General features: G+C 36.6%; 18 protein-coding genes. 10 read left to right on the forward strand and 8 right to left on the reverse strand.

Annotated features, from left to right (window positions below):
• Window positions 1-726, reverse strand: coding sequence for a polyprenol monophosphomannose synthase (locus EKM01_RS12590; protein ID WP_126567721.1), 726 nt, complete (start codon window positions 724-726; stop codon window positions 1-3).
• Between the two features lie 103 nt (window positions 727-829).
• Here EKM01_RS12590 and EKM01_RS12595 point away from each other — a divergent pair, with 103 nt between their 5' ends.
• The 3 genes from EKM01_RS12595 (at window position 830) to EKM01_RS12605 (ending at window position 3,016) form a co-directional block, all read left to right on the forward strand.
• Window positions 830-1,501, forward strand: coding sequence for a DUF4271 domain-containing protein (locus tag EKM01_RS12595; RefSeq protein WP_126457604.1), 672 nt, complete (start codon window positions 830-832; stop codon window positions 1,499-1,501).
• Window positions 1,502-1,514: 13 nt separating this feature from the next.
• Window positions 1,515-2,264, forward strand: coding sequence for a uroporphyrinogen-III synthase (locus tag EKM01_RS12600; RefSeq protein ID WP_126457605.1), 750 nt, complete (start codon window positions 1,515-1,517; stop codon window positions 2,262-2,264).
• 281 nt (window positions 2,265-2,545) lie between these two features.
• Window positions 2,546-3,016, forward strand: a complete 471-nt coding sequence (locus EKM01_RS12605) for an Lrp/AsnC ligand binding domain-containing protein (RefSeq protein ID WP_126457606.1) — start codon at window positions 2,546-2,548, stop codon at window positions 3,014-3,016.
• Window positions 3,017-3,183: 167 nt separating this feature from the next.
• Here the strand turns inward: EKM01_RS12605 and EKM01_RS12610 are convergent, their stop codons facing one another.
• Together EKM01_RS12610 and EKM01_RS12615 are read right to left on the reverse strand one after the other, a co-directional pair.
• Window positions 3,184-3,870: a zinc metallopeptidase gene (locus EKM01_RS12610; RefSeq protein WP_185964876.1), complete on the reverse strand. Its 687-nt coding sequence runs from the start codon at window positions 3,868-3,870 to the stop codon at window positions 3,184-3,186.
• Window positions 3,871-4,031: 161 nt separating this feature from the next.
• Window positions 4,032-7,379: a class I tRNA ligase family protein gene (locus EKM01_RS12615; RefSeq protein WP_126768584.1), complete on the reverse strand. Its 3,348-nt coding sequence runs from the start codon at window positions 7,377-7,379 to the stop codon at window positions 4,032-4,034.
• Window positions 7,380-7,792: 413 nt separating this feature from the next.
• Between EKM01_RS12615 and EKM01_RS12620 the strand changes: the two genes are divergently transcribed.
• From EKM01_RS12620 to truB, 4 genes are all read left to right on the forward strand, one after another.
• The gene (locus EKM01_RS12620) at window positions 7,793-8,668 is read left to right on the forward strand and encodes an ABC transporter permease (RefSeq protein WP_126457611.1); all 876 of its coding nucleotides are present in this window, start codon (window positions 7,793-7,795) and stop codon (window positions 8,666-8,668) included.
• Window positions 8,669-8,727: 59 nt separating this feature from the next.
• Window positions 8,728-8,967: a DUF3098 domain-containing protein gene (locus EKM01_RS12625; RefSeq protein ID WP_126457612.1), complete on the forward strand. Its 240-nt coding sequence runs from the start codon at window positions 8,728-8,730 to the stop codon at window positions 8,965-8,967.
• A 72-nt stretch (window positions 8,968-9,039) separates the two neighbouring features.
• Window positions 9,040-9,849: an undecaprenyl-diphosphate phosphatase gene (locus tag EKM01_RS12630; RefSeq protein ID WP_126554004.1), complete on the forward strand. Its 810-nt coding sequence runs from the start codon at window positions 9,040-9,042 to the stop codon at window positions 9,847-9,849.
• Between the two features lie 6 nt (window positions 9,850-9,855).
• A complete protein-coding gene (gene truB / locus EKM01_RS12635) occupies window positions 9,856-10,557 on the forward strand; it encodes a tRNA pseudouridine(55) synthase TruB (protein WP_126768585.1) in 702 nt (233 codons plus the stop codon).
• A 225-nt stretch (window positions 10,558-10,782) separates the two neighbouring features.
• Here the strand turns inward: truB and hflX are convergent, their stop codons facing one another.
• Complete coding sequence (gene hflX, locus EKM01_RS12640; protein WP_126456307.1) at window positions 10,783-12,033, reverse strand: GTPase HflX; 1,251 nt, start codon at window positions 12,031-12,033, stop codon at window positions 10,783-10,785.
• Window positions 12,034-12,746: 713 nt separating this feature from the next.
• Here hflX and EKM01_RS12645 point away from each other — a divergent pair.
• A complete protein-coding gene (locus tag EKM01_RS12645; protein ID WP_126739772.1) occupies window positions 12,747-14,927 on the forward strand; it encodes a glycoside hydrolase family 97 protein in 2,181 nt (726 codons plus the stop codon).
• Window positions 14,928-15,257: 330 nt separating this feature from the next.
• Here EKM01_RS12645 and EKM01_RS12650 read toward each other — a convergent pair whose 3' ends face one another.
• Genes EKM01_RS12650 through EKM01_RS12660 form a run of 3 tightly spaced genes read right to left on the reverse strand, consistent with a single transcriptional unit; the run spans window position 15,258 to window position 19,983 of the window.
• Entirely contained in the window at window positions 15,258-15,719 is a 462-nt protein-coding gene (locus EKM01_RS12650) for an FKBP-type peptidyl-prolyl cis-trans isomerase (protein ID WP_126561437.1), read from the reverse strand.
• 60 nt (window positions 15,720-15,779) lie between these two features.
• The gene (locus tag EKM01_RS12655) at window positions 15,780-17,135 is read right to left on the reverse strand and encodes a DUF5689 domain-containing protein (RefSeq protein WP_126561436.1); all 1,356 of its coding nucleotides are present in this window, start codon (window positions 17,133-17,135) and stop codon (window positions 15,780-15,782) included.
• A gap of 10 nt (window positions 17,136-17,145) precedes the next feature.
• A complete protein-coding gene (locus EKM01_RS12660; protein WP_126563590.1) occupies window positions 17,146-19,983 on the reverse strand; it encodes a carboxypeptidase-like regulatory domain-containing protein in 2,838 nt (945 codons plus the stop codon).
• Window positions 19,984-20,540: 557 nt separating this feature from the next.
• Here EKM01_RS12660 and rbfA point away from each other — a divergent pair.
• Window positions 20,541-20,933: a 30S ribosome-binding factor RbfA gene (gene rbfA / locus EKM01_RS12665; RefSeq protein ID WP_126452046.1), complete on the forward strand. Its 393-nt coding sequence runs from the start codon at window positions 20,541-20,543 to the stop codon at window positions 20,931-20,933.
• 3 nt (window positions 20,934-20,936) lie between these two features.
• Complete coding sequence (locus EKM01_RS12670) at window positions 20,937-22,136, forward strand: FtsX-like permease family protein (RefSeq protein ID WP_126554014.1); 1,200 nt, start codon at window positions 20,937-20,939, stop codon at window positions 22,134-22,136.
• Between the two features lie 122 nt (window positions 22,137-22,258).
• Here EKM01_RS12670 and dusB read toward each other — a convergent pair whose 3' ends face one another.
• Window positions 22,259-23,251 carry a tRNA dihydrouridine synthase DusB gene (gene dusB, locus EKM01_RS12675; RefSeq protein ID WP_126561434.1) on the reverse strand — a complete coding sequence of 331 codons (993 nt, stop codon included), beginning with the start codon at window positions 23,249-23,251 and terminating at the stop codon, window positions 22,259-22,261.
• Between the last annotated feature and the right edge of the window lie 98 nt (window positions 23,252-23,349).

The following is a 23,349-nucleotide window of genomic DNA, read 5'->3' on the forward strand; positions in this document are numbered from 1 at the left end:
TTATAATGTATTGAAAAGTCTTTTTAATCTAAGCGAAATAACTCCAAAAACGGCTTCAATAATTATTGAATTACTCATTTTGGATTGCCCCTTGGTTCTATCAGTGAAAATAATTGGAACCTCTACGATTTGAAAATTCTTACAATATGTTCTATATTTCATTTCAATTTGAAAGGCATACCCAACGAATTTAATGGAATTTAAATGGATTTCTTCTAAAACTTTTCTTTTGTAACAGACAAACCCAGCGGTAGCATCATGAATTTTCATTCCGGTAATCATGCGCACATAAACAGAGGCAAAATATGACATTAGCACCCGGCTTAAAGGCCAGTTCACCACATTGACACCGGTTACATATCTAGATCCAATTGCTAAATCAGCATCCCCAAAATGACAGGCACTGTACAATTTTTCTAAATCATTGGGATTATGAGAAAAATCGGCATCCATTTCAAAAACATATTCATATCGGCGCTCCAATGCCCATCTGAATCCATGTACATAAGCCGTTCCCAAACCTGATTTCTTATTTCTTTTTTCTAAAAACAATCTGCCTGCAAATTCTCTCTGAAGCAAAACAACCTTATCAGCAGTGTGATCTGGTGAATTATCATCAATAATAAGCACATGAAAGGGTTTGTGTTGCGAAAGCACCGATCGGATAATGCTTTCTATATTTTCAATTTCGTTATAGGTAGGAATTATAACAATACAATCATTCATATTTAGGCTAATTTCACCGCAAAAGTAAACTTTTTATGCCACTTGATCCTTAATAAAATTATAATAAAAAGAATGGCATAAAAATTAGTAATTTTGCACTGTTATGATAGAAACCATACTTCATCCAAGAATAACAGAGAACAAAGACTGGGCGACCGTACTTTTTGTGCTGTCATTTGCTATTATTGCTATTACTAGATCCATTTTCGAAAATCGTTTTGGTGATTTTGCGAACCTTATTTTCTCCAATAAATACACCAAAGTATACCGTGACAGCAGTCATCTCAAAAGCGGATTCACTGTTGCTTTATTTTTGGTTCAAATCATCTCCCTTGCGTTCTTCATCCAAATTGCATTGAGCTATTTTGGCCCTGTTTCAAAAACGGACTGGTTGCTTTATATTCAAATATTTACGTTCTTGATCTTCTTCGTTTTAGCAAAGTATTTAATCGAAAAAATAATTGCAACCTCATTCAATATTGAAGAATTTATGGAGCAGTTCAACCTTCAAAAGGTAACTTACAGGACCTATATTGGATTAATCATACTGCCATTCAATATTATTTTGTTTTATAACGACACAATCTCAATAAATATTCCATTATTAATTATAGGCATTATATTGACAATCAATGTTATAACTTATTTTATTTCAATAAAAAATTATCAAAATTTAATAATCGGTAAGTTGTTTTATTTTATTTTATATCTTTGCGCTCTCGAAATAGCTCCCTATTATTTCATGTATTATTGGTTCACAAAAGGGAGTGCTTAGAAAACGTTAAAATATGAAAGTGAAAACAATTTTGGTATCACAACCAGAGCCTAAAGTGGAAAATTCCCCATACTTTGAACTTCAACAAAAGCATAAAGTAAAAATTGATTTCAGGCCTTTTATTCATGTAGAAGGAGTTAATGCAAAAGAGATCCGCCTTCAAAAAATTGATCTTAATCATTACACCGCAATTATTTTAACCAGTAGAAATGCAGTAGACCACTTTTTCAGAGTGGCCGAAGAAATGCGATTTAAAGTACCCGAGGGATTAAAATATTTCTGCCAATCAGAAGCAGTCGCTTTTTACCTGCAAAAATATGTGGTATATCGAAAACGGAAAATTTACGTTGGACCAAAAGACTTTGCCGATTTATCCCCACTGATTAAAAAATACAAAGACGAAAAATTCTTATTACCTGCTTCAGATCAACTCAATGCGGATGCTCCAATAACGCTGGACGCCTTAAAAGTAGACTGGACTCCCGCTATTTTTTACAAAACAGTGATGAGCGATTTGTCTGATTTAGCCGATGTATATTATGATGTTTTGGCCTTCTTTAGTCCAACCGGAATAAAATCATTGTTCATGAATTTTCCGGAATTTGAACAAAACAATACTCGAATTGCTGTTTTTGGCAGTACCACCCAAAAAGAAGCTTTGGATCATGGCTTAAGAATCGATATTCTTGCACCAACCCCGGAAACTCCCTCGATGACAATGGCTTTAGAGAAATATGTTATGGAAGCCAACAAAGGAAAATAAAAAATTACTTTTCGAAATAAAATCAAAAAAAGCCATTCGCAATCCGAATGGCTTTTTTGATAATACAAAATCTAAAATTCCGTTGTGGTTCTTTATCGTGTATTACTGATACATATAAATTAGTACTACTGTCAGCTCGAGCACAATCGAAAATCATTTTAGCATCCAGACTGCGCTCAATATCACATAAAACTCAACAAATACTAAATTTAATCGTTTTTTTTTTAAATTTGATTTTCAATTCAAACTAAATTTAATAGTTTAGTTTAAAACAACAACCTATGAAAATCAATTCACTAGTAGTAGAAATTGACGGTATCGATAAAGAAATCTTGCGCGACTTGATGGAAGATGCCCGAAAGCCAATTCTTCAAATCGCCAATAAAATTGGAATTTCCGGAGCTGCGATTCATCAACGTTTGCGAAAACTGGAACAATCCGGCGTTATTTCGGGATCAAAATTTACGGTAAACAATAAAATTTTGGGCTATAACACGATGGCTTTTGTTGGAATTTATCTGGACAAGGCGGCTAGAAATCCAGAGGCGGTACGTGATCTAAAAAAAATTCCTGAAGTACTAGAATGCCATTATACGACAGGAAACTGGTCTATTCTTATTAAAATAATTTGTCGAGATAACGAACATTTAATGCAATTACTCAATACCAAAATCCAAGCGATAGAAGGCGTTTCCAGAACAGAAACTTTTATTTCTCTGGACCAACAAATTGAAAGACAAATTCAATTGTAGCACCACTTTTATCCCTTTGTGACTCCATGAACTTTGTTATTTATGCGTAGGATAAATCATACACTCCGAATAACTTGATGAGATTTCTTCTCCGTCGAGATGAAATAGAGGCAAAAAAATCCGTCTTGTTCTTACACAAGACGGATTTGTATTTTTTTAGCAAACATCTAATTCCTTCTTCCGCCCATATAAATCGAAACATAATACAAGAGTGTCGCGATGGATCCTAAAGCAGCCACAACATACGTTCTAGCAGCCCATTTAAGCGAATCTTTGGCTCCCGCTTGTTCTTGCTGTGTCAGCATTCTTTTGTTTTCTAACCAAGCCAACGCCCGATTACTCGCATCATATTCGACCGGCAAAGTAACTATAGAGAATAAAGTAGTTGCTGCAAAAATGATAATTCCCACCAGTAGTAATTGCGGAAAAGTCTTCATCATCAAGATTCCTCCTAGCAAGATCCACTGCATATACGTAGAGGCTACATTTACCACCGGCACTAATTTAGATCGCATTGTCAGCCACTGATACCCTACAGCGTGTTGCACCGCATGTCCACATTCGTGAGCCGCAACAGCTGCCGCTGCCGCATTTCTTTGGTTGTAAACGGCCTCGCTTAAATTCACAGTTTTGTCAGATGGATTATAATGATCCGTCAAACGTCCCGGTGTAGAGATTACTCGTACATCACGAATCCCGTTATCGGCAAGCATTTTCTCGGCGATTTCAGCACCGGACATTCCGTTTTGCAATTGCAATTTAGAATAATGTTCAAATTTGCTTTTTAGTCTTGAACTAACTAACCAGCTGAAAAGCATGATTGCTCCGGCAAGAATCAAATAACCCATTCCCATATTTTTGTTTTTTAATTTATTATTTAAAGTTACAAAAGAATTATCAAAATCTGAACCATTTTTTTATTGCGTCAATTTGGCATTCCTAAAAATGGAACGCAGATTACGCGGATGAAAAGGATATGCGCAGATTTATACGGATTAGTATGTTTGTTAAAAATTTACCCCACTAAATTAATAATTTTTCCCGGAACAATTATTACCTTGTTTGGCGTTCTTCCTTCTAATTGTTTGATGGTTCTTTCATCTTTCATTACAATTTTCTCGATTTGCTCCTTGGTTAAATCCAAAGGCAAAACCATCGTGAAACGCATTTTTCCATTGAAAGAAACCGGATATTCCTTTTCACTTTCTACTAAATATTTAGCTTCAAAAACAGGAAAAGCAACTGTTGCAATCGAACCTTTATTTCCTAGCAACGACCATAATTCTTCGGCGATGTGTGGTGCATACGGCGAAATCACAATCGCTAAAGGCTCCAAGATTGCACGAGAATGACAATTCTGCGTTGACAATTCATTCACACAAATCATAAATTGTGAAACCGAAGTATTAAATGAAAAACCTTCGATATCTTCTGCTACTTTCTTGATAGTTTTGTGCAATGATTTTAGATTCTCCCCCAACCCCTCCGAAGAAGGGGAGTCAGAAACGTAGAAAGAGTCGTCTGGTCCAGTATGATACAAACGCCATAATTTTTTCAAGAAACCAAAAACTCCTGATATTCCTGCTGTATTCCAAGGTTTTGCTTGTTCCAATGGTCCTAAGAACATTTCATACAAACGCAATGTATCAGCTCCATATTCGTTACAAATATCGTCTGGCGTTACTACATTGTATTTGGATTTCGACATTTTTTCGATTTCGCGACCTACAATGTATTTTCCGTTTTCATCTAAAATAAATTCCGCATCTGCATAATCTTCTCTCCAAGCTTTGAATCTTTCAATATCTAATTCATCAGAAGAATTAACCATTGAAACGTCAACATGAATTGGCTGCACGTTTTGTCCACCGATTTTATTTTTAGAAACATACGTATTTGTTCCGTCTAGTCTATAAACAAATGCACTCATTCCCAAAATCATTCCCTGATTGATCAGTTTTTTGAATGGCTCTTCGGTTGGAGCAAAACCTTTATCTTTCAAGAATTTGTTCCAAAAACGGGAATACAATAAATGTCCGGTGGCATGTTCGCTTCCGCCAATATATAAATCTACGCTTTCCCAATATGCCAATGCGTCTTTACTTGCAAATTCGCTTTCGTTCTTCGCATCCATATAACGCATCCAATACCATGAACTTCCCGCCCAACCTGGCATCGTGTTCAATTCTAATGGGAATATAGTTTCCTCCCCCAACCCCTCCGAAGGAGGGGAGAGAAGCTCATTCGAAACCACTTTATTATTTACACTGTCCCAAGCCCAAACCAAAGCGTTACCTAAAGGCGGTTGCCCGTCTTCGGTTGGTAAGTATTTCTCTACTTCCGGCAAGATGATTGGTAAATGTTTTGCGGCAATCATTTGCGGCAAGCCATTCACATAATATACCGGAAACGGCTCTCCCCAATAGCGCTGGCGCGAGAAAACAGCATCACGCAAACGGTAATTGATTTTTCCTTTTCCTTGGTTTAGTTTTTCTAATTCTTCAATTACTTTTTTAGTCGCTTCTTTGTACGTTAATCCGTTTAGGAAATCAGAATTGGCGATAATCACATTGTCTTTCGAAACGTATGCAGCTTCAGAAATATCTACATTGGCAAAAATATTTTTGATTTCTTGCATGCCTTGTTGCCCTTTGAAGAAATTCGTAAAAGCATAATCTCTTTCATCGCCACAAGGAACCGCCATAACCGCGCCTGTCCCGTAACCTGCCAAAACATAATCCCCAATCCAAACCGGAATTGGTTCTTTCGTAAAAGGATGCTCTACGTAAGCACCAGTAAATACTCCAGAAATGGTTTTAACATCGGCCATACGTTCTCTTTCAGAACGTTTTGACGTTTTTTCGATATATGCATTGACTGCCGCTTTTTGTTCCTCAGTTGTTATTTCTTGAACCAAAGGATGCTCTGGAGCCAAAGTCATGAATGTAACTCCAAAGATGGTGTCGGGCCGAGTGGTGAAAATCCCCACCCCAACCCTCCCCGAAGGGGAGGGAGCCGAAGCTGAATTCGTAATATCTTCTCGTTTTCTATTATTTAATTCAGTTTGAATTTTAGACAAAACTGCTTCAATATCTTTTTTTACCTCATCATTTGAAAATCGAATAACTTTGAATCTGTGTTTTTGTTCTAATTCAAAAGTCCTTTCTTCATCAAGTTCTATTTGTTCAGGAGTATTATGATATTCTCCATCAACTTCAACAACCAATCTACTTTCCAAACAAACAAAATCAGCAATATAATTACCAATTAAATGTTGTCTTCTAAACTTACTGTCTAATTTTTTATTCCGAACAGCATCCCACAATAACGCTTCAGCAAATGTTGGTTCTTTTCGCATTTCCTTGGCATTAACCAATAAATGTTTAGCATTCTGAGAATCCCCTGTCATGTACCCAGGCTCGGCTCCCCCTATTTTGGAGGCGGCTGGGGGGAGGAGATTAAAGGTTACCATCGCCCCAACACTTTTCCCAATCCAGTTTCTCTGACTTTCCTTAATGCTTTCGCTCCAGTCAATATCGTTTAAGCCTTGCAGTAAACGTTCTGCATAAGCCGAAATTCGCATGCTCCATTGTGTCATTTTCTTGCGCACCACTGTAAAACCGCCACGCTCTGAAACACCATTTACGATTTCGTCATTTGCTAAAACCGTTCCCAATCCCGGACACCAGTTTACTTCAGTCTCGGCCAAATAGGTCAATCTGTATTGCAATAAAATTCGCTCCTGTTGCTCTTTTGCGAAAGCGTTCCATTCATTTGCTGAAAAAACTTCACTATTTTCATCGCAAACCGCATTGACATTTGCATTTCCTTCTTTTTGGAAAATCGAAACCAAAGTCGAAATATCTTCGGCTTTGTCGCTGTTTTTATTGTACCATGAATTGAATAATTGAATGAAAATCCATTGTGTGTGTTTGTAATAATCGGGATTTGAAGTACGCACTTCTCGACTCCAGTCGAAAGAGAATCCAATTTTGTCCAATTGCTTTCTGTATCCTGCAATTTTATTTCCTTCTTTATCCGTTCCGCCGTCAATATTTACCGAAGTAGTATCCTCAGGACGCTGACCAGTCTGTATGGCATATTGCTCAGCAGGCAAACCAAAACTGTCATAACCCATAGGGTGCAACACATTAAAACCTTGGTGTCTTTTGTATCTAGAATACACATCTGAGGCAATATACCCCAAAGGATGTCCTACATGTAATCCCGCTCCTGATGGATACGGAAACATATCAAGTACGTAATATTTAGGTTTTGTTGCGTTATTTTCAGCTTTAAATGTTTCGTTTTCTAACCAATATTGCTGCCATTTGGTCTCTATTTCGTTCGGATTGTATTTCATTCCTCTTTTTTATTGTTTTTTAATGGAGTCATGCTGTCGCGCACTCAAGTCATTCCTCTTTTTTATTGTTTTTTAATGGAGTCATGCTGTCGCGCACTCAAGTCATTCCTCTTTTTTATTGTTTTTTAATGGAGTCATGCTGTCGCGCACTCAAGTCNNTTAATGGAGTCATGCTGTCGCGCACTCAAGTCATTCCTCTTTTTTATTGTTTTTTAATGGAGTCATGCTGTCGCGCACTCAAGTCCTTTTTATAAGGTTCTGAACAAATGAGCAACTGAGGTTCTACCTTTTATTACGATGACTATTTTTAGGTCGCAAATTTACGTTTATTGTACGAAAGTTGAAACTTTGAGCGTTATTAACTTTAAATAAAGAAATTCTTTGTTATTTTTACCCAATAATTTCAGTAAACTATGAGTTCTTCCTTTGATAATTTCCAAAAACGTCGTTTAATTTCCTCTTATTTCTCAGTAGTGCTAAGTGTATTCTTGGTTTTATTTCTGTTGGGAATATTGGGTCTTTTCATTATAAATTCTAAAAAATTAGCGAACGATTTCAAAGAAAATATTGCCATGACCGTTTTTTTCAAAAACGAAGCCAATGACACGATATTAAAAGCTTTTGGAACTGAATTAAAAGCAAGTCACTTTGTAAAATCATACGATTATGTAACCAAAGAAGCTGCAGCAAAACAACATACCGATATTATTGGGGAGGATTTCCTGGTATTTCTGGGAGAAAACCCGTTGCAAAACTCGTATGACATTCACCTGAAAGGAGATTATGTAGTAAAGGACAGCATAACAAAAATTGAAGCTAGCTTACGCAAAAACGCTATGATTTCCGATATTGTGTATGACAAACAATTAGTAAATCTGGTGAACGACAACATCAAAAAAGTAAGCATGTGGATTTTGATAATCAGCGGTTTTTTATCTTTTATTGCCGTATTACTGATCAATAGTTCGTTGCGTTTGTCCATACATTCTAACAGATTCATCATTAAGACCATGCAAATGGTAGGTGCTACCAAATCATTTATCAGAAAACCTTTTGTAATGCGAAGTATAAAACTGGGCATGATTGGAGCTTTTTTAGCCATAATAGCCTTGACTGGTGTACTGATTTATATAGAAACCAGTTTTCCAAATCTTGGCATATTAGAAGACAAAGCATTAATTGGACTTGTTTTATTGAGTGTTCTAGGAATTGGTATTTTGATTACCTGGTTAAGCACGCATTTTGCAACACAACGGTTCTTGAATTTAAGAACAGACGACCTTTATTAATTAAACAATGAGGATAAGATTGCTTTGCTTCGTGCCGCGCAACTCCTCGCAATGATTTTATGGAAAACAACAACCACAAACCAGAATTTCTTTTTGACAAAATAAATTATAAAATTCTCTTAATCGGGATTGGTGTAATTGCCTTGGGATTTATTCTAATGGCCGGCGGAGGAAGTGATGATCCAAATGTATTTAGCGAAGACATCTTCAATTTTAGAAGAATTCGACTTGCGCCAACAACTGTTTTAATTGGTTTTGGCATTACTGTATATGCCATTCTTAAAAACCCAAAAAAATAACAAACAGTGACGCATTACAAGTTACAATACTGATTAACAGACTACTAAAAACAGAACACTGATCACGCTATAATGAATACATTACAAGCTTTTTTAATTGCCATAATCGAAGGATTAACAGAATATTTGCCCGTTTCATCCACAGCACACATGGTTTTCCTAAGTTCCTATTTTGGAATTCAAGAAGATGATTTTGTGAAGCTTTTTCAGGTTTCTATTCAGTTTGGAGCTATTTTAGCTGTCGTGGTATTGTACTGGAAAAAATTCTTCGATTTCTCCAAATTCAATTTTTACATTAAACTCATTTGTGCCGTAATTCCTGCTTTGGTTTTAGGAAAATTATTTGACGATAAAATAGAAGCTATTTTGGGTGATCCTATCCCTATAGCGGTGGTGTTAATTATAGGAGGTGTAATTCTGCTTTTTATTGACAGTCGTTTTCAAAGCCCCACTATCATTCAAGAAGAAGATATTACTGTAAAAAAAGCTGTAATTATTGGTTTCTGGCAATGTTTAGCCATGATGCCGGGGACAAGTCGTTCCGCTGCCTCGATAATTGGGGGAATGCAACAAGGATTAACGCGGCATGCTGCGGCAGAATTCTCTTTCTTTTTGGCCGTGCCAACAATGATGGCGGTAACATGCTATTCTGTGTTCTTGAAAACCTACGAAACTTCACAAATGAAAGGCTATGAATTGATTTTAAAGTCTAACGAAAACATCCAATTATTCCTGATTGGTAATGTCGTGGCTTTTATCGTTGCCATTATAGCAATTAAATTTTTTATTGAAATTATCAAAAAATATGGTTTCAAACCATGGGGCTGGTACCGAATAATTGTAGGTATCTTTTTATTGATCTACTTTTCATACTTTAAATAATTTCCTTTGAAGACAGCCGAAGATTACCAAAACGGACAAATTTTACTGATTGACAAACCTTTGAACTGGACTTCTTTTCAGGCGGTGAATAAATTGAAATGGGCATTAATCACTAAACTGAATCTGCCAAAAAAATTCAAGATAGGTCACGCTGGAACGTTAGACCCTTTGGCAACCGGATTACTGTTAGTTTGTACCGGAAAATTCACCAAAAGAATCACTGAACTTCAGGGTCAAGCCAAAGAATATACCGGAACTTTTTACATTGGAGCGACTACGCCTTCGTATGATTTAGAAACGGAGATCGATCAAACTTTCCCGACAGATCATATTGATGATGCTTTAATCCATGATACCATAAAACAGTTTCTAGGCGAAATAGATCAAAAACCCCCTATTTATTCGGCTATAAAAAAAGATGGCGTGCGCTTGTATGAACATGCCAGAGCAGGAGAAACTGTTGAAATTGCCACCAGAAAAACAACGATTCACGAATTTGAAATTACCAGAATTGCACTTCCTGAAATAGACTTTAGAGTAGTTTGCAGCAAAGGAACTTACATTCGTTCCTTGGCATTTGATTTTGGAAAAGCCATGGGTTCTGGTTCGCACTTAACGGCTTTACGCCGAACCAAAATTGGCGATTATGATGTAAAGAATGGTGTAGCTGTTACTGTTTTTGAAAATAATTTAGACTCCAATAATTAGTGTTTTGAGACTTTCAACCCTAACAACATTCTTAGTTGCTTTTTTAAAACGAGAATAATTTCCAAATTAATTCATCCCTAATTATATCTTTTTTTAATTACTTCGTTCAACCACGTTTTATGAGAACTTGTTGTGCAGCGTACAACCTGATACAGCTGGGCATGCCCAAAAAAACCCCTCTTAAAACTTCAAAAGGGATTGGTTTATTTTATGTTTTGGAGAAAATTATTCCATTTCTTCCGCGTCTTTGTCTTCTTTCTCCACCGCGTCTTTATAATCCGGATATAAAAACTTATTGTACGGAAAACGGGTAATGTGAATGTGACGTACGGCTTCATAAACACGTTCTCTGAATTCCTCAAAATTTTCCTTGTTAGTAGCCGAAATAAATAACGCATTTTGCTCGCCTACTCTGCTCATCCAAGTCGATTTCCATTCTTCCAGCGTATAATGTCTTGGCGTTTTTTCGGTCATTAAATCATCTTCGTCAATAGTCAAATGCTGGTAAGCATCAATTTTATTGAAAACCATAATTACCGGTTTGTCATTTGCCTTAATATCCAATAAAGTTTGGTTTACGGATGCAATATGATCTTCAAATTCAGGATGCGAAATATCAACTACGTGCAATAACAAATCCGCTTCGCGAACCTCATCCAGCGTGCTTTTGAAAGAATCGACTAATTGTGTTGGCAATTTTCTGATAAATCCTACCGTATCCGAAAGCAAGAAAGGCAGGTTTTTAATAACTACTTTTCGGACGGTGGTGTCCAGCGTAGCAAAAAGTTTATTCTCTACAAAAACATCACTTTTACCAACGGCATTCATCAAGGTTGATTTCCCCACATTAGTATATCCCACCAAAGCCACACGAACCATAGCGCCACGATTGCCGCGCTGCACACCCATTTGCTTGTCGATGGTTTTTATTTTTTCTTTCAATAACGCGATTCGGTCACGAACAATACGTCTGTCGGTTTCAATCTCCGTTTCTCCAGGTCCACGCATTCCAATTCCCCCTTTTTGGCGTTCAAGGTGCGTCCACATTCCGGAAAGCCTTGGTAATAAATATTGACATTGCGCTAATTCTACTTGCGTTCTGGCGTACGAAGTTTCAGCACGTTGCGCAAAAATATCCAAGATAAGGTGCGTTCTGTCCAGAATTTTACATTCCGTTATGATTTTAGATATATTTTTTTGTTGTGAAGGTGATAATTCATCATCAAATACCAAAGTCGAGATATCATTTTCTTTTACAAAAAGATGAATCTCTTCAATTTTTCCGGTACCAACAAAAGTCTTGGGATTAGGACGTTCCATTTTTTGCGAAAAACGTTTCACCACTTGCCCTCCTGCGGTAAAAGTCAAAAACTCTAATTCGTCAAGATATTCGCGCAGCTTCTCTTCACTTTGGTTTTGAGTTACAATACCAACTATAGCCGTCTTTTCGAAATTTATTACTTCTTTTTCTAACATATTTTTGAATAAGTTACAAATTTAATGATTTGTCAGGGACTTATTGAGTTCTGGGTTTATAAAAAATTAGAAGCTGTAAATAATGATAGTTTTTTGGTCGATCCGAAAATTATACTGCTGAAATGTTTTCCTGCGAATAAAATAAATTCAGCCCTGTATTTCTCCAGATGAAACTGCTATTTAACTCCAGAACGAGAAAAATTTTGCCACAGATTAGCACAGATTAAACGGATTTTTTCTCTTGGCGATAAATAATCTGTGAGTATCTGCCAAATCTGTTTTATCAGCGGGCCATAATGATTATTTCCAAAGAAAAATTTTGCCACAAATTACCATTTGATTTCAAAAAAATCAGTGAAAATTAGGATAATTCGTAGCGACAAAAATTTGCCGAATTTGCAGTTATTTTTAAAATTTTTATTCTTGCCTCGCACACATTAAATGTTAGTTCTATTTTAATAAAGTGCATCATTTGAAAACAGTTTCGGCGCTAATTTTGACTTACTATCAATTAAATTGAACAAAACAGTACATCATTCCAAATTTTATTCCACTGGAAAGAGTGTGAAATAAACAATAAAGAGTTTACTTTTACTTTTTAAGAAATTGCAGCGATAACTACAATTTTGTTACTGTTTTAAATAAAACGATTTCGTAAAAATCAAGCCGAATTATAAAACCAAAAATCAACTAGTAATTTATATTCAATAAAAATGAAGCATTATCTTTTTTCACTACTATTCACTTTAACGTTCTTGAGTAACGTTGCGGCACAACAATTAAAATCACCCAACCAAAAATTCACAATGGATTTTTCATTGTTAAGTGACGGCACGCCAAGTTACACTTTGAGCTACAAAAATAACGTCGTTATAAAACCTAGTAAACTGGGTCTTGAACTAAAAAGCGACAAAAAAACAATGTTGTTTGATTTGACATATAGTACTAATCCCGCTGAAAAAAAATTGCTATTTGATAAAAATTCGTTGTTAAATAATTTCACGATAACAGATACCCAAACAGCTACTTTTGATGAAAACTGGAAACCCGTTTGGGGAGAAGTAGCTTCCATTCGCAATCATTATAACGAATTGGCAGTAACCTTAAATCAAAAAGAAACAGACAGAAAGATTGTGATTCGTTTCCGTTTGTTTGACGATGGTTTAGGATTTCGTTATGAATTTCCTTCGCAAAAAAACCTTACTTATTTTGTAATTAAAGAAGAAAGAACTCAGTTTGCCATGACAGGAGATCATACTGCATTTTGGATTCCGGGTGATTATGACACTCAAGAATACGATTACACCACATCAAAATTATCGGAAATCCGAGGCTTATCAGAAAAAGCAACTACCGCAAATGTTTCTCAAAAGTCTTTTTCTACAACAGGAGTACAGACTTCACTAATGCTAAAAACAGCAGATGGATTGTATATCAATCTACATGAAGCAGCATTAATCAATTATTCGTGCATGCATTTGAATCTAGATGATAAAAATATGGTATTCGAATCTTGGTTAACACCAGATGCCAAAGGAGACAAAGGATACATGCAGGCCCCAAATCATTCGCCTTGGCGTACAATAATTGTTAGTGATGACGCAAGAGAAATTCTGGCTTCAAAAATGACATTGAACTTGAATGACCCAAGCAAAATTGAAGATACATCATGGATAAAACCCGTTAAATATGTAGGTGTTTGGTGGGAAATGATCACCGGAAAAAGTTCTTGGGCGTATACGGATGAATTTCCAACGGTACAACTTGGCGTTTCTGATTTTTCAAAAGCGAAACCAAATGGAAAACACGGTGCCAACAACACTAATGTAAAAAAATACATTGATTTTGCCGCTAAACACGGTTTTGATGCCGTTTTAGTAGAAGGCTGGAATGAAGGTTGGGAAGACTGGTTTGGTCATTCCAAAGATTATGTTTTTGATTTTCTGACTGCGTATCCGGATTTTGACGTCAAAGGATTGCATGAATATGCCAAATCAAAAGGTATTAAAATGATGATGCACCATGAAACTTCAGGATCTGTGCGTAACTATGAGCGCCACATGGATAAAGCGTATCAGTTTATGAAAGACAATGGATACGATGCTGTAAAAAGTGGTTATGTAGGTGATATTATGCCAAGAGGCGAAAACCACTACAGCCAATGGATTGTAAATCACTTTCAATATGCTTTGGAAAAAGCAGCCGAATATAAAATTATGTTGAATGCTCACGAAGCGGTTCGTCCAACGGGAATTTCAAGAACCTATCCCAATTTAATTGGTAACGAAGCAGCAAGAGGAACAGAATACCAAGCTTTTGGTGGTTCTAAACCCAATCACGTGACAGTGTTGCCTTTTACCCGTTTAGTAGGCGGACCGATGGATTATACTCCTGGGATTTTTGAAATGGATTTAAGCAAATTGAATCCGGATAATAATTCCCATGTCAACAGTACGATTGCAAATCAATTGGCATTGTACGTAACGATGTACAGCCCGTTGCAAATGGCAGCCGATACACCGGAAAATTACGATCGCTTTCCTGATGCTTTTCAGTTCATCAAAGATGTAGCCGTAGATTGGTCTGACAGCAAATACCTTGAAGCAGAACCTGGTCAATATGTTACTGTTGCGCGTAAAGCAAAAGTGACGAACAATTGGTTTATTGGTAATGTAAATGGCGATACTTCTCGTACATCAACCATCAAATTTGATTTTTTGGAAAAAGGAAAAAAATATGTTGCCACTATTTATGCTGATGCAAAAGAGGCACATTATAAAACCAATCCACAAGCCTATACGATTCGTAAAATGACGGTGACTAACAAATCAAAACTGGCACAACTCAGTGCGCCCGGTGGAGGTTATGCGATAAGCATCGTTGAAATTAAATAATAATAATAAGCCGTTGGGTGTAATTCAATTTGTTTAATTTTTTAACCACATAGAAATATAGATTTTAAAATTCCGTAATGCGTTTCACTTTTTCCTAGAAAACCATAGCTATGTGAACCCAAGAATTAGGCTATCTTACTCTTTTTTTCTATGTCTCTATGCGGTTCAAATTTTTTATTAAAGATTAATTGAAATTTTCTTTAATTACACCCAACGAGTTCATAATAATAATCCGTGTATTGTAATTCATTCTACCACATAAATTCATAAAACAGAAAAGGCTGCCTAGAAAATCTAGACAGCCTTTTTTAGTTTTATCTTTCTCTTTAACTAATTTACTTTGATCAGTTTAACATTGAAAACAAGAACAGATCCTGCTGGAATAGGTCCACTACCGTTGCTTCCATAACCCAGATGAGAAGGAATTAAAAGAACTCCGTTTCCTCCTTCTTTAAAAAAGGGAATACCTTCTGTCCATCCTTTTATCACTTGGTTCAAACCAAATGAAATGCCTGAAGCATCACTTTGATCAAAAACATTTCCATTAGTAAAATATCCTTTGTAGGCTACTGTTACATTAGATGAAGCTGTTGGTTGAGCGCCAGTTCCCGCTTCATTAACCACATAATACAATCCTGAATCGGTTTTTGTGGCAGTCAATTTATTTTTCGCAATGTAATCCACGATTTCTTTTTCGTTTTGAACCGTGTAATCAACAGGTTTAGATGCTTCGTTATCCGATAAACAAGAAACAAATAATAAAGAAATTAGGGCTAATAAAGTAGATTTCATAATTTAATTTAAATGTTAAAGTTGCAAATATAGTAATTCAAGCAAAGCCTTTTATAAAAATTATTTATCACCAAAAATCTGGACGTCATCTACTTGAAAAGCGCCATCCAAAGCCAGGTTTTTTCCGGAGCCTGTATATTTAAAAGCAATGCTGATTTTACCTTGGAATGCAGATAAATCTACTGCGCCACTTCCTACAAATTGATACCAAGGCGTGGCTTGTTTGGGCAAATTAACCATTAAGGGAATCCAAGTGGCAGTTGCAAAATTCAATCCGTCAAAATTACTGGAAGCATACACTTCCAAGGAATTTAACTGGGAATCAACGTCTAAATGATGCTGAGCGCTTCTAAAAGTAAGGACTTCTTTCGTATGAACATCCATGTCAATTTTTGGCGAAATCAACCAAGCCACATTCGAAACAACTTTAGTTCCGCTAATGGCAAACTCGGCATACCCGTTACCGGAATAAACGGTGCCTTTCCAGAAAAGTGTTCCTTTTTGAACCATATTTGCCCAGCCGGGAAGACTCAAATTCGACTTATCGACAACTTTTTCAAAATCTTGGGAGAAAAAAGGAACAGCTCTGCTTCCGGTCATCACCACATCTTTTTCGGAACGCGGCAATAATTGGTAATCCGTTCCGTATTTTGTCAAAATTCCCCTTACTTTTCCGCTTCCTTCGGGAACAACTTTAGTCGAAAAATCAGAAAAACTACTCGTTCTAAAATAGACTTGATTGCCTAATTTATCTACTAATCCCCAATTTGTCGCACCGCCCACATTATTGGTTTCCTCAAAATAATGACGCCCTATGGCCAAAGCTGAAAACTGAACATCAGACAATTCGACCAACGTATTCAAATTAGAATCATTCAGCAGTTCCGCCATGGTTAACGACCGAACCAAAACCTCCTCCTTTACATTCCTACACGACGCATTCAACACTTTTTTATACTCATTTTGTGAAAGTCGCCCCACGCCACCTTCATTATAGGAATTCACAAAAATACTTCCGATACGCATCCCGCCAAATGAAATATCCGTATATTGATCTTTCAATTTTATATATACTTTATTGCCCAATCTATAGTCAATATACAAGTTGGTAGCATCCACAGGAACGCTAAATCCTATGGCTGGCGTTGTGGCTGTTGCCAAAGTCTGAAAGGAAATCGACTTGAAAAAATTTCCCGATTCATCGCTGGAAACCACATACGCCTCGATGACATCCTCGTATTTGTACTGTGTTACAATGGCATTCGCAACAGCATGAACTTCGTTAACTGTTTTATTTACAACTAAATCCGGCTGGGTGCAAATGAGTTTTGGAGCCACAACCTCATCCGTTACGCAACTGCTGAAAGTGATTGTCAACAGTAAAAATAGAACCGGTTTGCAAAATATTGATTTCATGTGCTTTAATTTATAAATTGATATAAAGATTGACAAAATACGTTCTTCCGTATCCGTAAAAATATTTTGGCCCAAAAGAAGGCGTGCCACTGGAAACATCTTGATTAATTTGTCTGAAATTTGCATTTCGGGCTTGTTCATAACCACCCGTTTTATAGGTAACATCGAGCACATTATTGATGCTGGCAAAAATCCCGACATTCTTTCCGTAAATTCTCCATGATTTTCCACCCACAAGGTTGAGCAACATCGTTGGATCAAATTTTTCTTGTTTTATAAGTACTGCTGCCCGTTCCTCCGTTGCCTCTGGAAAATTGAAACCGCTTGCGGGATTTTTATAAAATATTTCGGTTCTGGAAATAGGAGAAATATCAATATAACTGTTGGTGAGGTAATTTACATTGGCGCTAATCCACCAATATTTTGGATCTCGATATTCAATTCCCACGGAACACGCGCGTTGTGGCATTCCCGCTTGCTTATAATTTTTGAGGGAAGCCGTTCCAAAATCAAAAACCGGACTGGTATTTTCTGGAGTTGCTTCAGCATCGTTTGTCAAAGTCACTCTTGGATTACTGTCATACGTATATTCCCCGAAAGCGGCCGAAAAAGTGGTTTTAAATGTTTGGCTTAATTGATATTCCAAACTGAATTCGGCCCCTACATTTTTCTTATTCAATTGTGTTAATGTCTGACTCACAAAAGCATCGGTATTTAAATAACCGGAGCCATCATCAAAAATTCCTTCGGCATAAAAAAAGGAAATTTGAGTCGCATTTTTAATTAAGGAATAATACGCTGTTAATCTGGCTTTGAGTTTTGGGGAACGATAGATGTAACTGGCGTCCAAACTGCTGATGTTCTCACTTTCAATTCCGTCTACAATCGCATTATTCAATCGGGAATTCGCAAACGTATTTTTCAAAGAGGGTGCTTTGGTTAAATGTGCCGCATTAAAAGTCACCAGCTGTTTGCCGGAGGTTTTGAAATTGAATCCGGCTTTGAAGCCAAAATTTTCAAATGCTATTTTTTCGCTTTTCCCGAAGGAATTGGTTTCATAAATTCCGTTTTTGTACAGACCTTCCCTTTGATAATTGGCGGTAGAAAAATACTGAGCCAGATAAAAATCCGCTTTGTTGTAGGTGAATTTGAATTGGGTAAACGCTTCTACAGTATTGGCAAAATAATTATAGTTGTATCCGTACGTATCCCCAACAACTACTTGACGGTCGGGACTATTCAAATCAGACTGGGATTGATTTCCACTATAAAAAGCATCGATATCTTCAAAATAGGAACCGCCAAGCAAGTCCAACAATTTTTGTGAATTATGCGATTTTAGTTTTTTGAAAGATGCTCCTGCATTCAAAAAAATATTTTCCGACAGTTCCGCACTCAAATTTGTTGTGGCCACCGCTGTCTGATCTTCTACTTGATCTTCATACAAAACATACTTGCTTTTTGTGGGTTCGTAGCCCGTAATTGTTCCATTAGCATCCAAAACTGGATTTTGATTGGCTTGGTACAATGCCGTCCAATCGATTTGCGAATTGGCTAAAAATTCCGCTTTACTTTTTTCTGCATTTTCATAATCCGGAGTAAATGCACCCGAGAATTCTCCATTATCAGGCGCATAAAGAGAGCTGTAATAACTGGGCATATTTCGATAATACGTTGGATCAGGACTATTCGCATTTTGATAATCGATGTTGCTGTTGGCAATTGTTCCAAATTGATACGTCACACTCGAATTCAAATTGGTTTTATCATTGATTTTAAAATAATGATTCAGCATTATCATGGGTTCTTCAATGGTTTTGATGCGGGCATTTCTTTTTTCATTCTCTTGAAAACCCCAATACGAATTGTATTTTACGTTTGTCAATTGGGTAACTTCAGCTGTATTAGGGGAATTTTTGGCTCTGGAATTCGGGGTGTACAGTGCCGTGAGATTCAACGAATGCTTCTCGCCTACTTTTTTTTCGAGACTTATAAAAAAGGAATTCGCATCATAACTGCTGCCTTCAAAATACCCTTCTTGCGCCCAGCGCTTTCCTGCCGAAACTACAAAAGCCCAGCCACGGGAATTCATTCCGGAAGCATGCGTAGCCATGGTGCGCCAACTGTAATTGGTATTGGTCCCAGAAAATGAAATTCGAGAACCTGGTCTGTAAATAGAGGCTCGCGTATTGATTTCCTGTGTCCCTAAAATACCCCCAAACGTATAATCCGAAGGGGCAGTTCCCAGGGTAAATTCCTGATTACGTAGCGCGTCATTCAATCCGCCCCATGCACCCCATTGCGGTCTGCCGTCATAAATTTTATTCATGGAAACGCCATTGATCATCATTGTGGAATGTTCGCTGTCTAATCCCCGAACTCTAAAACGAGCTTGTCCCCAGTTGAAAGCGGCAGCTTGCAAAAAAGCATCTCGGGAGGATTGCAAGAGTCCGGAAGTACTTTCGGAACTGCTGTTGTCATCGCCAAAATCACTTTCAATAAGTGTGATGATACTGTTTTGCTGCTCTATGGATTGGTCTTGTTCTAAAGATATGGTTCCCAAATCCAGCATTTGTCCTTCGGTAATTTCAACGGGATACAAGCCATCTTTGAAACCCTGACTGTGTACCAGAAGCAAAATATTTCCTGTGGGAACGGTATCAAAACTGAAATTACCATCCGTTTTAGTGAGTTGCATTAAAGTCGTGTTTTGAACACTGACAACCACAAAACCTAACGAAATTTGCGTTTTTGAATCGATGATTTTTCCAAAAAAGCCTGTGTTATTTTGTGCCGTAATGCATCCCAGTTGAACCATGAAAAAGAAAGCTATGTAAAAATTATTCATATATTCAAACGATGAGGGTTCTATTTAATAAAAATTATAAATTCCAATAAAAAGTTCAACCGTTACAATGAATTGCAACGGTTGAACTAAAACATAGAAAGCGTCATCCGAAAGGGAATAACTTTGAAAACAATTAAAAATGAATTTTGGAAAAAGAGTATAAAACCTTACTACTATAATGCTGAAAAAAGTGGTATTTAAAATTCAGCCTGTTGTCACGAACGAATTATAATGTTAAATGTACAAAAAAAACACTAACATATTGATTTTCAATAAATAAATTACTCTTTAGGTTAAAAATAAAAAACATACAAAAACATCGCGGTTTTAGTTGAAAATTTTCATTCTTTTCAAACGATCCTAAGCTTATTTATTCAAATATTATCTGTTGTTTTTGCTTCCAATACTAGCGATTTTATCGATTTTAAGGCCTGATAAAAGTTAAAGTGTTTTTTTATTCTTCGGAAAAAGCGTCTAAAAACGCACCAATTGTTAGGTAACTTTTAAAATTTGCCCCGAAACTTCGGGATAAAACTTAAAAGTAGTATTTTTGCACTATGGAAACAAATAGACAGAAAAAAATAGGTGGGGTTATCCAAAAAGATTTGGTTGATATTCTGCAAGGTGAAGTGAGAAAAAATGGAGTAGCTAATTTAATTATCTCGGTATCCAAAGTTACTGTAACTACAGATTTATCAGTGGCGACAGTGCATTTAAGCGTTTTTCCTCAGGACAAAGCGAAAGAAATTTTAGAGGCGGTGAAGTCCAATGCTAAAACTATAAAACATGATTTATCACAACGCGTTCGTTTACAATTAAGAAAAGTTCCTAATTTGGTTTTCTTTATTGACGACTCTTTAGATTACATTGAAAAAATTGACAATGCGTTAGCCAACAGAGATAATCCTATTGAAAACAGGGATCTTTTAGACAAACGCAGATTCCAATAAAGTTTGAATTTCTCCCTCTACATAGCCAAACGATACATCCTCAGCAATAGTAAAAACAATGCTATAAACATCATCAATCGCATTGCCAGCATGGGAATTATTGTTGGTGCAATGGCTTTGTTTGTGGTTTTATCCGTTTTTAGCGGGCTAAAAGTATTTAGTCTTTCGTTTACCAATGACATCGATCCGGATTTAAAAATAAGCAGCACTTTAGGAAAATCCTTTTTGATTTCTCCCAATCAGGAAAGCCAAATCAAAAAAATAGACGGTCTTGCTTGGTATACCAAAATCATCGAAGAGCGTGTTTTATTTACTTTTGACGGAAAACAACAAGTTACGTACTTAAAAGGGGTTGATGCTAATTTTAGCAAAGTAAATGCTATTGAATCCAAACTTTTCAATGGGCAATGGTTTAAACCTGACACCTATCAAGTAGTTGTTGGGTATGGAATTGCTCAGAAATTCTCGATGGGATTATTAGATTTTAATAATCATTTGGAAGTAATGGTGCCTAAAGCTGGAAAAGGCACGATTGAAAATCAAGAACAGGCCTTTAACAAAACGGATATAATTCCGGTTGGTATTTACGCCATTAGCGAAGATTTAGATTCTAAATATGTTTTTGCTGATTTGGGTTTGGCGCAGGAACTATTGGAATACAAAACCAATCAGGTTTCCGGGATTGAAATCAAAGCAAAAACTGGTGCTGATGAAACTGCTATTATAAATCAACTTCAAACTATTTTTAAGAATAAAATCACCGTAAAAAATAGGGCTCAACTTAACGACTCGCTCTACAAAATGTTGAATACCGAGAATATCGTTGTTTATTTAATCTTTACTCTGGTAATTGTTGTGGCACTATTCAACTTGATTGGCGCGTTAATTATGATGATTTTAGACAAAAAAGGGAATCTAAAAACCCTTTTTAATTTGGGAACTGAAATCAAAAATTTGCGAAAAATATTCCTGCTTCAAGGGACTTTATTGAGTGTTTTTGGCGGAATTATTGGGCTAACCTTAGGGATTATAATTGTACTACTTCAAGAACATCTTCAGCTTGTAATGATTACTCCTACACTGGCTTATCCTGTGATTTTCTCTCTCGAAAATGTACTTATTGTTATGGGGACGATTATTACGCTTGGCTTTATTGCATCCTTGATTGCAAGTAGTCGCGTGAGTAAGAAGTTATTGGAGTAAGTTTTTTACCGCTAATTCGCTAATTTTTAAAAAAATTACTCTTTAGATTTAGCAAAGATGTTTAATTAATAAGCTATTATAAATTAGCGAATTGGCGGTAGAAGTTGATTAATATATACTGCTTAAACCAACTCATATCCCGCATACGCTTCTTCGATTTCATTTAAAGCAGCGAACAATTCTTCGGGACGATCTAGTGTAACTAATTTTTGCTTGTGGGTTTTAAAAGAATGAATTCCTTTGAAATAATTGGTGTAATGTGGTCTTGTTTCCACAATTCCTAATCTTTCGCCTTTCCATTCCATGGCCCAAGTAAGGTGATTTCGAACTGCTTCGACTCTATCAATAACGGTAGGTTTTGGCAAATGTTCTCCCGTTTTAAAGTAATGTTTGATTTCGTCAAAAATCCAAGGATAACCAATGGCAGCACGACCAATCATAATGCCATCGATACCATATTCATTTTTATATTGCAATGCTTTTTCCGGAGAATCAATGTCGCCATTACCAAAAATAGGCATCGTGATTCTTGGATTATTTTTAACTCGGGCAATATGCGACCAATCGGAATGGCCTTTGTACATTTGGGCACGAGTTCTGGCGTGTATGCTCAAAGCAGCAACACCAATATCTTGCAAACGCTCTGCTACTTCATCAATATTAATGGAGTTATCGTCCCAACCCAAACGGGTTTTTACGGTTACCGGCAAATGGGTACTATCGATAACGGCTTTAGTCAGGCGAATCATTAAATCTACATCTTTAAGAACGCCGGCTCCGGCACCTTTGCAAACGACTTTTTTGACAGGACAACCAAAATTAATATCGATTAAATCCGGGTTTACGGCAGACACAATTTTAGAGGACATGGCCATCGCTTCTTCGTCTCCACCAAAAATCTGAATCCCAACGGGGCGTTCGTAATCGAAGATGTCTAATTTCATGCGGCTTTTGATGGCGTCCCGAATCAATCCTTCAGACGAAATAAATTCTGAATACATCATATCGGCACCGTGCGCTTTACACAATCTGCGAAAAGGCGGATCACTCACATCTTCCATTGGTGCGAGAAGTAAAGGGAATTCGGGTAATATTATGTTGCCAATCTTGATCATCGTCCTTATTTTTTTGCAAAATTACGACATTTAGCTGAAAGGATAAAAGAAGAAAGGAGAAAGACTTCGTATTAAAGGTGTTGGTTTACGAATTCGGG

It is taken from the genome of Flavobacterium sp. RSP46, from assembly GCF_003984825.1.
Classification (GTDB): Bacteria; Bacteroidota; Bacteroidia; order Flavobacteriales; family Flavobacteriaceae; genus Flavobacterium.

What these genes read in the sequence shown, in the direction of transcription:
- EKM01_RS12625 (WP_126457612.1), top strand. Translation starts at nt 8,728, where the DNA reads ATGGAAAACAACAACCACAAACCAGAATTTCTTTTTGACAAAATAAAT.
- EKM01_RS12610 (WP_185964876.1), bottom strand. Translation starts at nt 3,870, where the DNA reads ATGGGAATGGGTTATTTGATTCTTGCCGGAGCAATCATGCTTTTCAGC.
- EKM01_RS12615 (WP_126768584.1), bottom strand. Translation starts at nt 7,379, where the DNA reads ATGAAATACAATCCGAACGAAATAGAGACCAAATGGCAGCAATATTGG.
- EKM01_RS12660 (WP_126563590.1), bottom strand. Translation starts at nt 19,983, where the DNA reads ATGAATAATTTTTACATAGCTTTCTTTTTCATGGTTCAACTGGGATGC.
- EKM01_RS12590 (WP_126567721.1), bottom strand. Translation starts at nt 726, where the DNA reads ATGAATGATTGTATTGTTATAATTCCTACCTATAACGAAATTGAAAAT.
- EKM01_RS12645 (WP_126739772.1), top strand. Translation starts at nt 12,747, where the DNA reads ATGAAGCATTATCTTTTTTCACTACTATTCACTTTAACGTTCTTGAGT.
- EKM01_RS12650 (WP_126561437.1), bottom strand. Translation starts at nt 15,719, where the DNA reads ATGAAATCTACTTTATTAGCCCTAATTTCTTTATTATTTGTTTCTTGT.
- rbfA (WP_126452046.1), top strand. Translation starts at nt 20,541, where the DNA reads ATGGAAACAAATAGACAGAAAAAAATAGGTGGGGTTATCCAAAAAGAT.
- EKM01_RS12605 (WP_126457606.1), top strand. Translation starts at nt 2,546, where the DNA reads ATGAAAATCAATTCACTAGTAGTAGAAATTGACGGTATCGATAAAGAA.
- EKM01_RS12620 (WP_126457611.1), top strand. Translation starts at nt 7,793, where the DNA reads ATGAGTTCTTCCTTTGATAATTTCCAAAAACGTCGTTTAATTTCCTCT.
- EKM01_RS12630 (WP_126554004.1), top strand. Translation starts at nt 9,040, where the DNA reads ATGAATACATTACAAGCTTTTTTAATTGCCATAATCGAAGGATTAACA.
- EKM01_RS12600 (WP_126457605.1), top strand. Translation starts at nt 1,515, where the DNA reads ATGAAAGTGAAAACAATTTTGGTATCACAACCAGAGCCTAAAGTGGAA.
- EKM01_RS12655 (WP_126561436.1), bottom strand. Translation starts at nt 17,135, where the DNA reads ATGAAATCAATATTTTGCAAACCGGTTCTATTTTTACTGTTGACAATC.
- hflX (WP_126456307.1), bottom strand. Translation starts at nt 12,033, where the DNA reads ATGTTAGAAAAAGAAGTAATAAATTTCGAAAAGACGGCTATAGTTGGT.
- EKM01_RS12595 (WP_126457604.1), top strand. Translation starts at nt 830, where the DNA reads ATGATAGAAACCATACTTCATCCAAGAATAACAGAGAACAAAGACTGG.
- dusB (WP_126561434.1), bottom strand. Translation starts at nt 23,251, where the DNA reads ATGATCAAGATTGGCAACATAATATTACCCGAATTCCCTTTACTTCTC.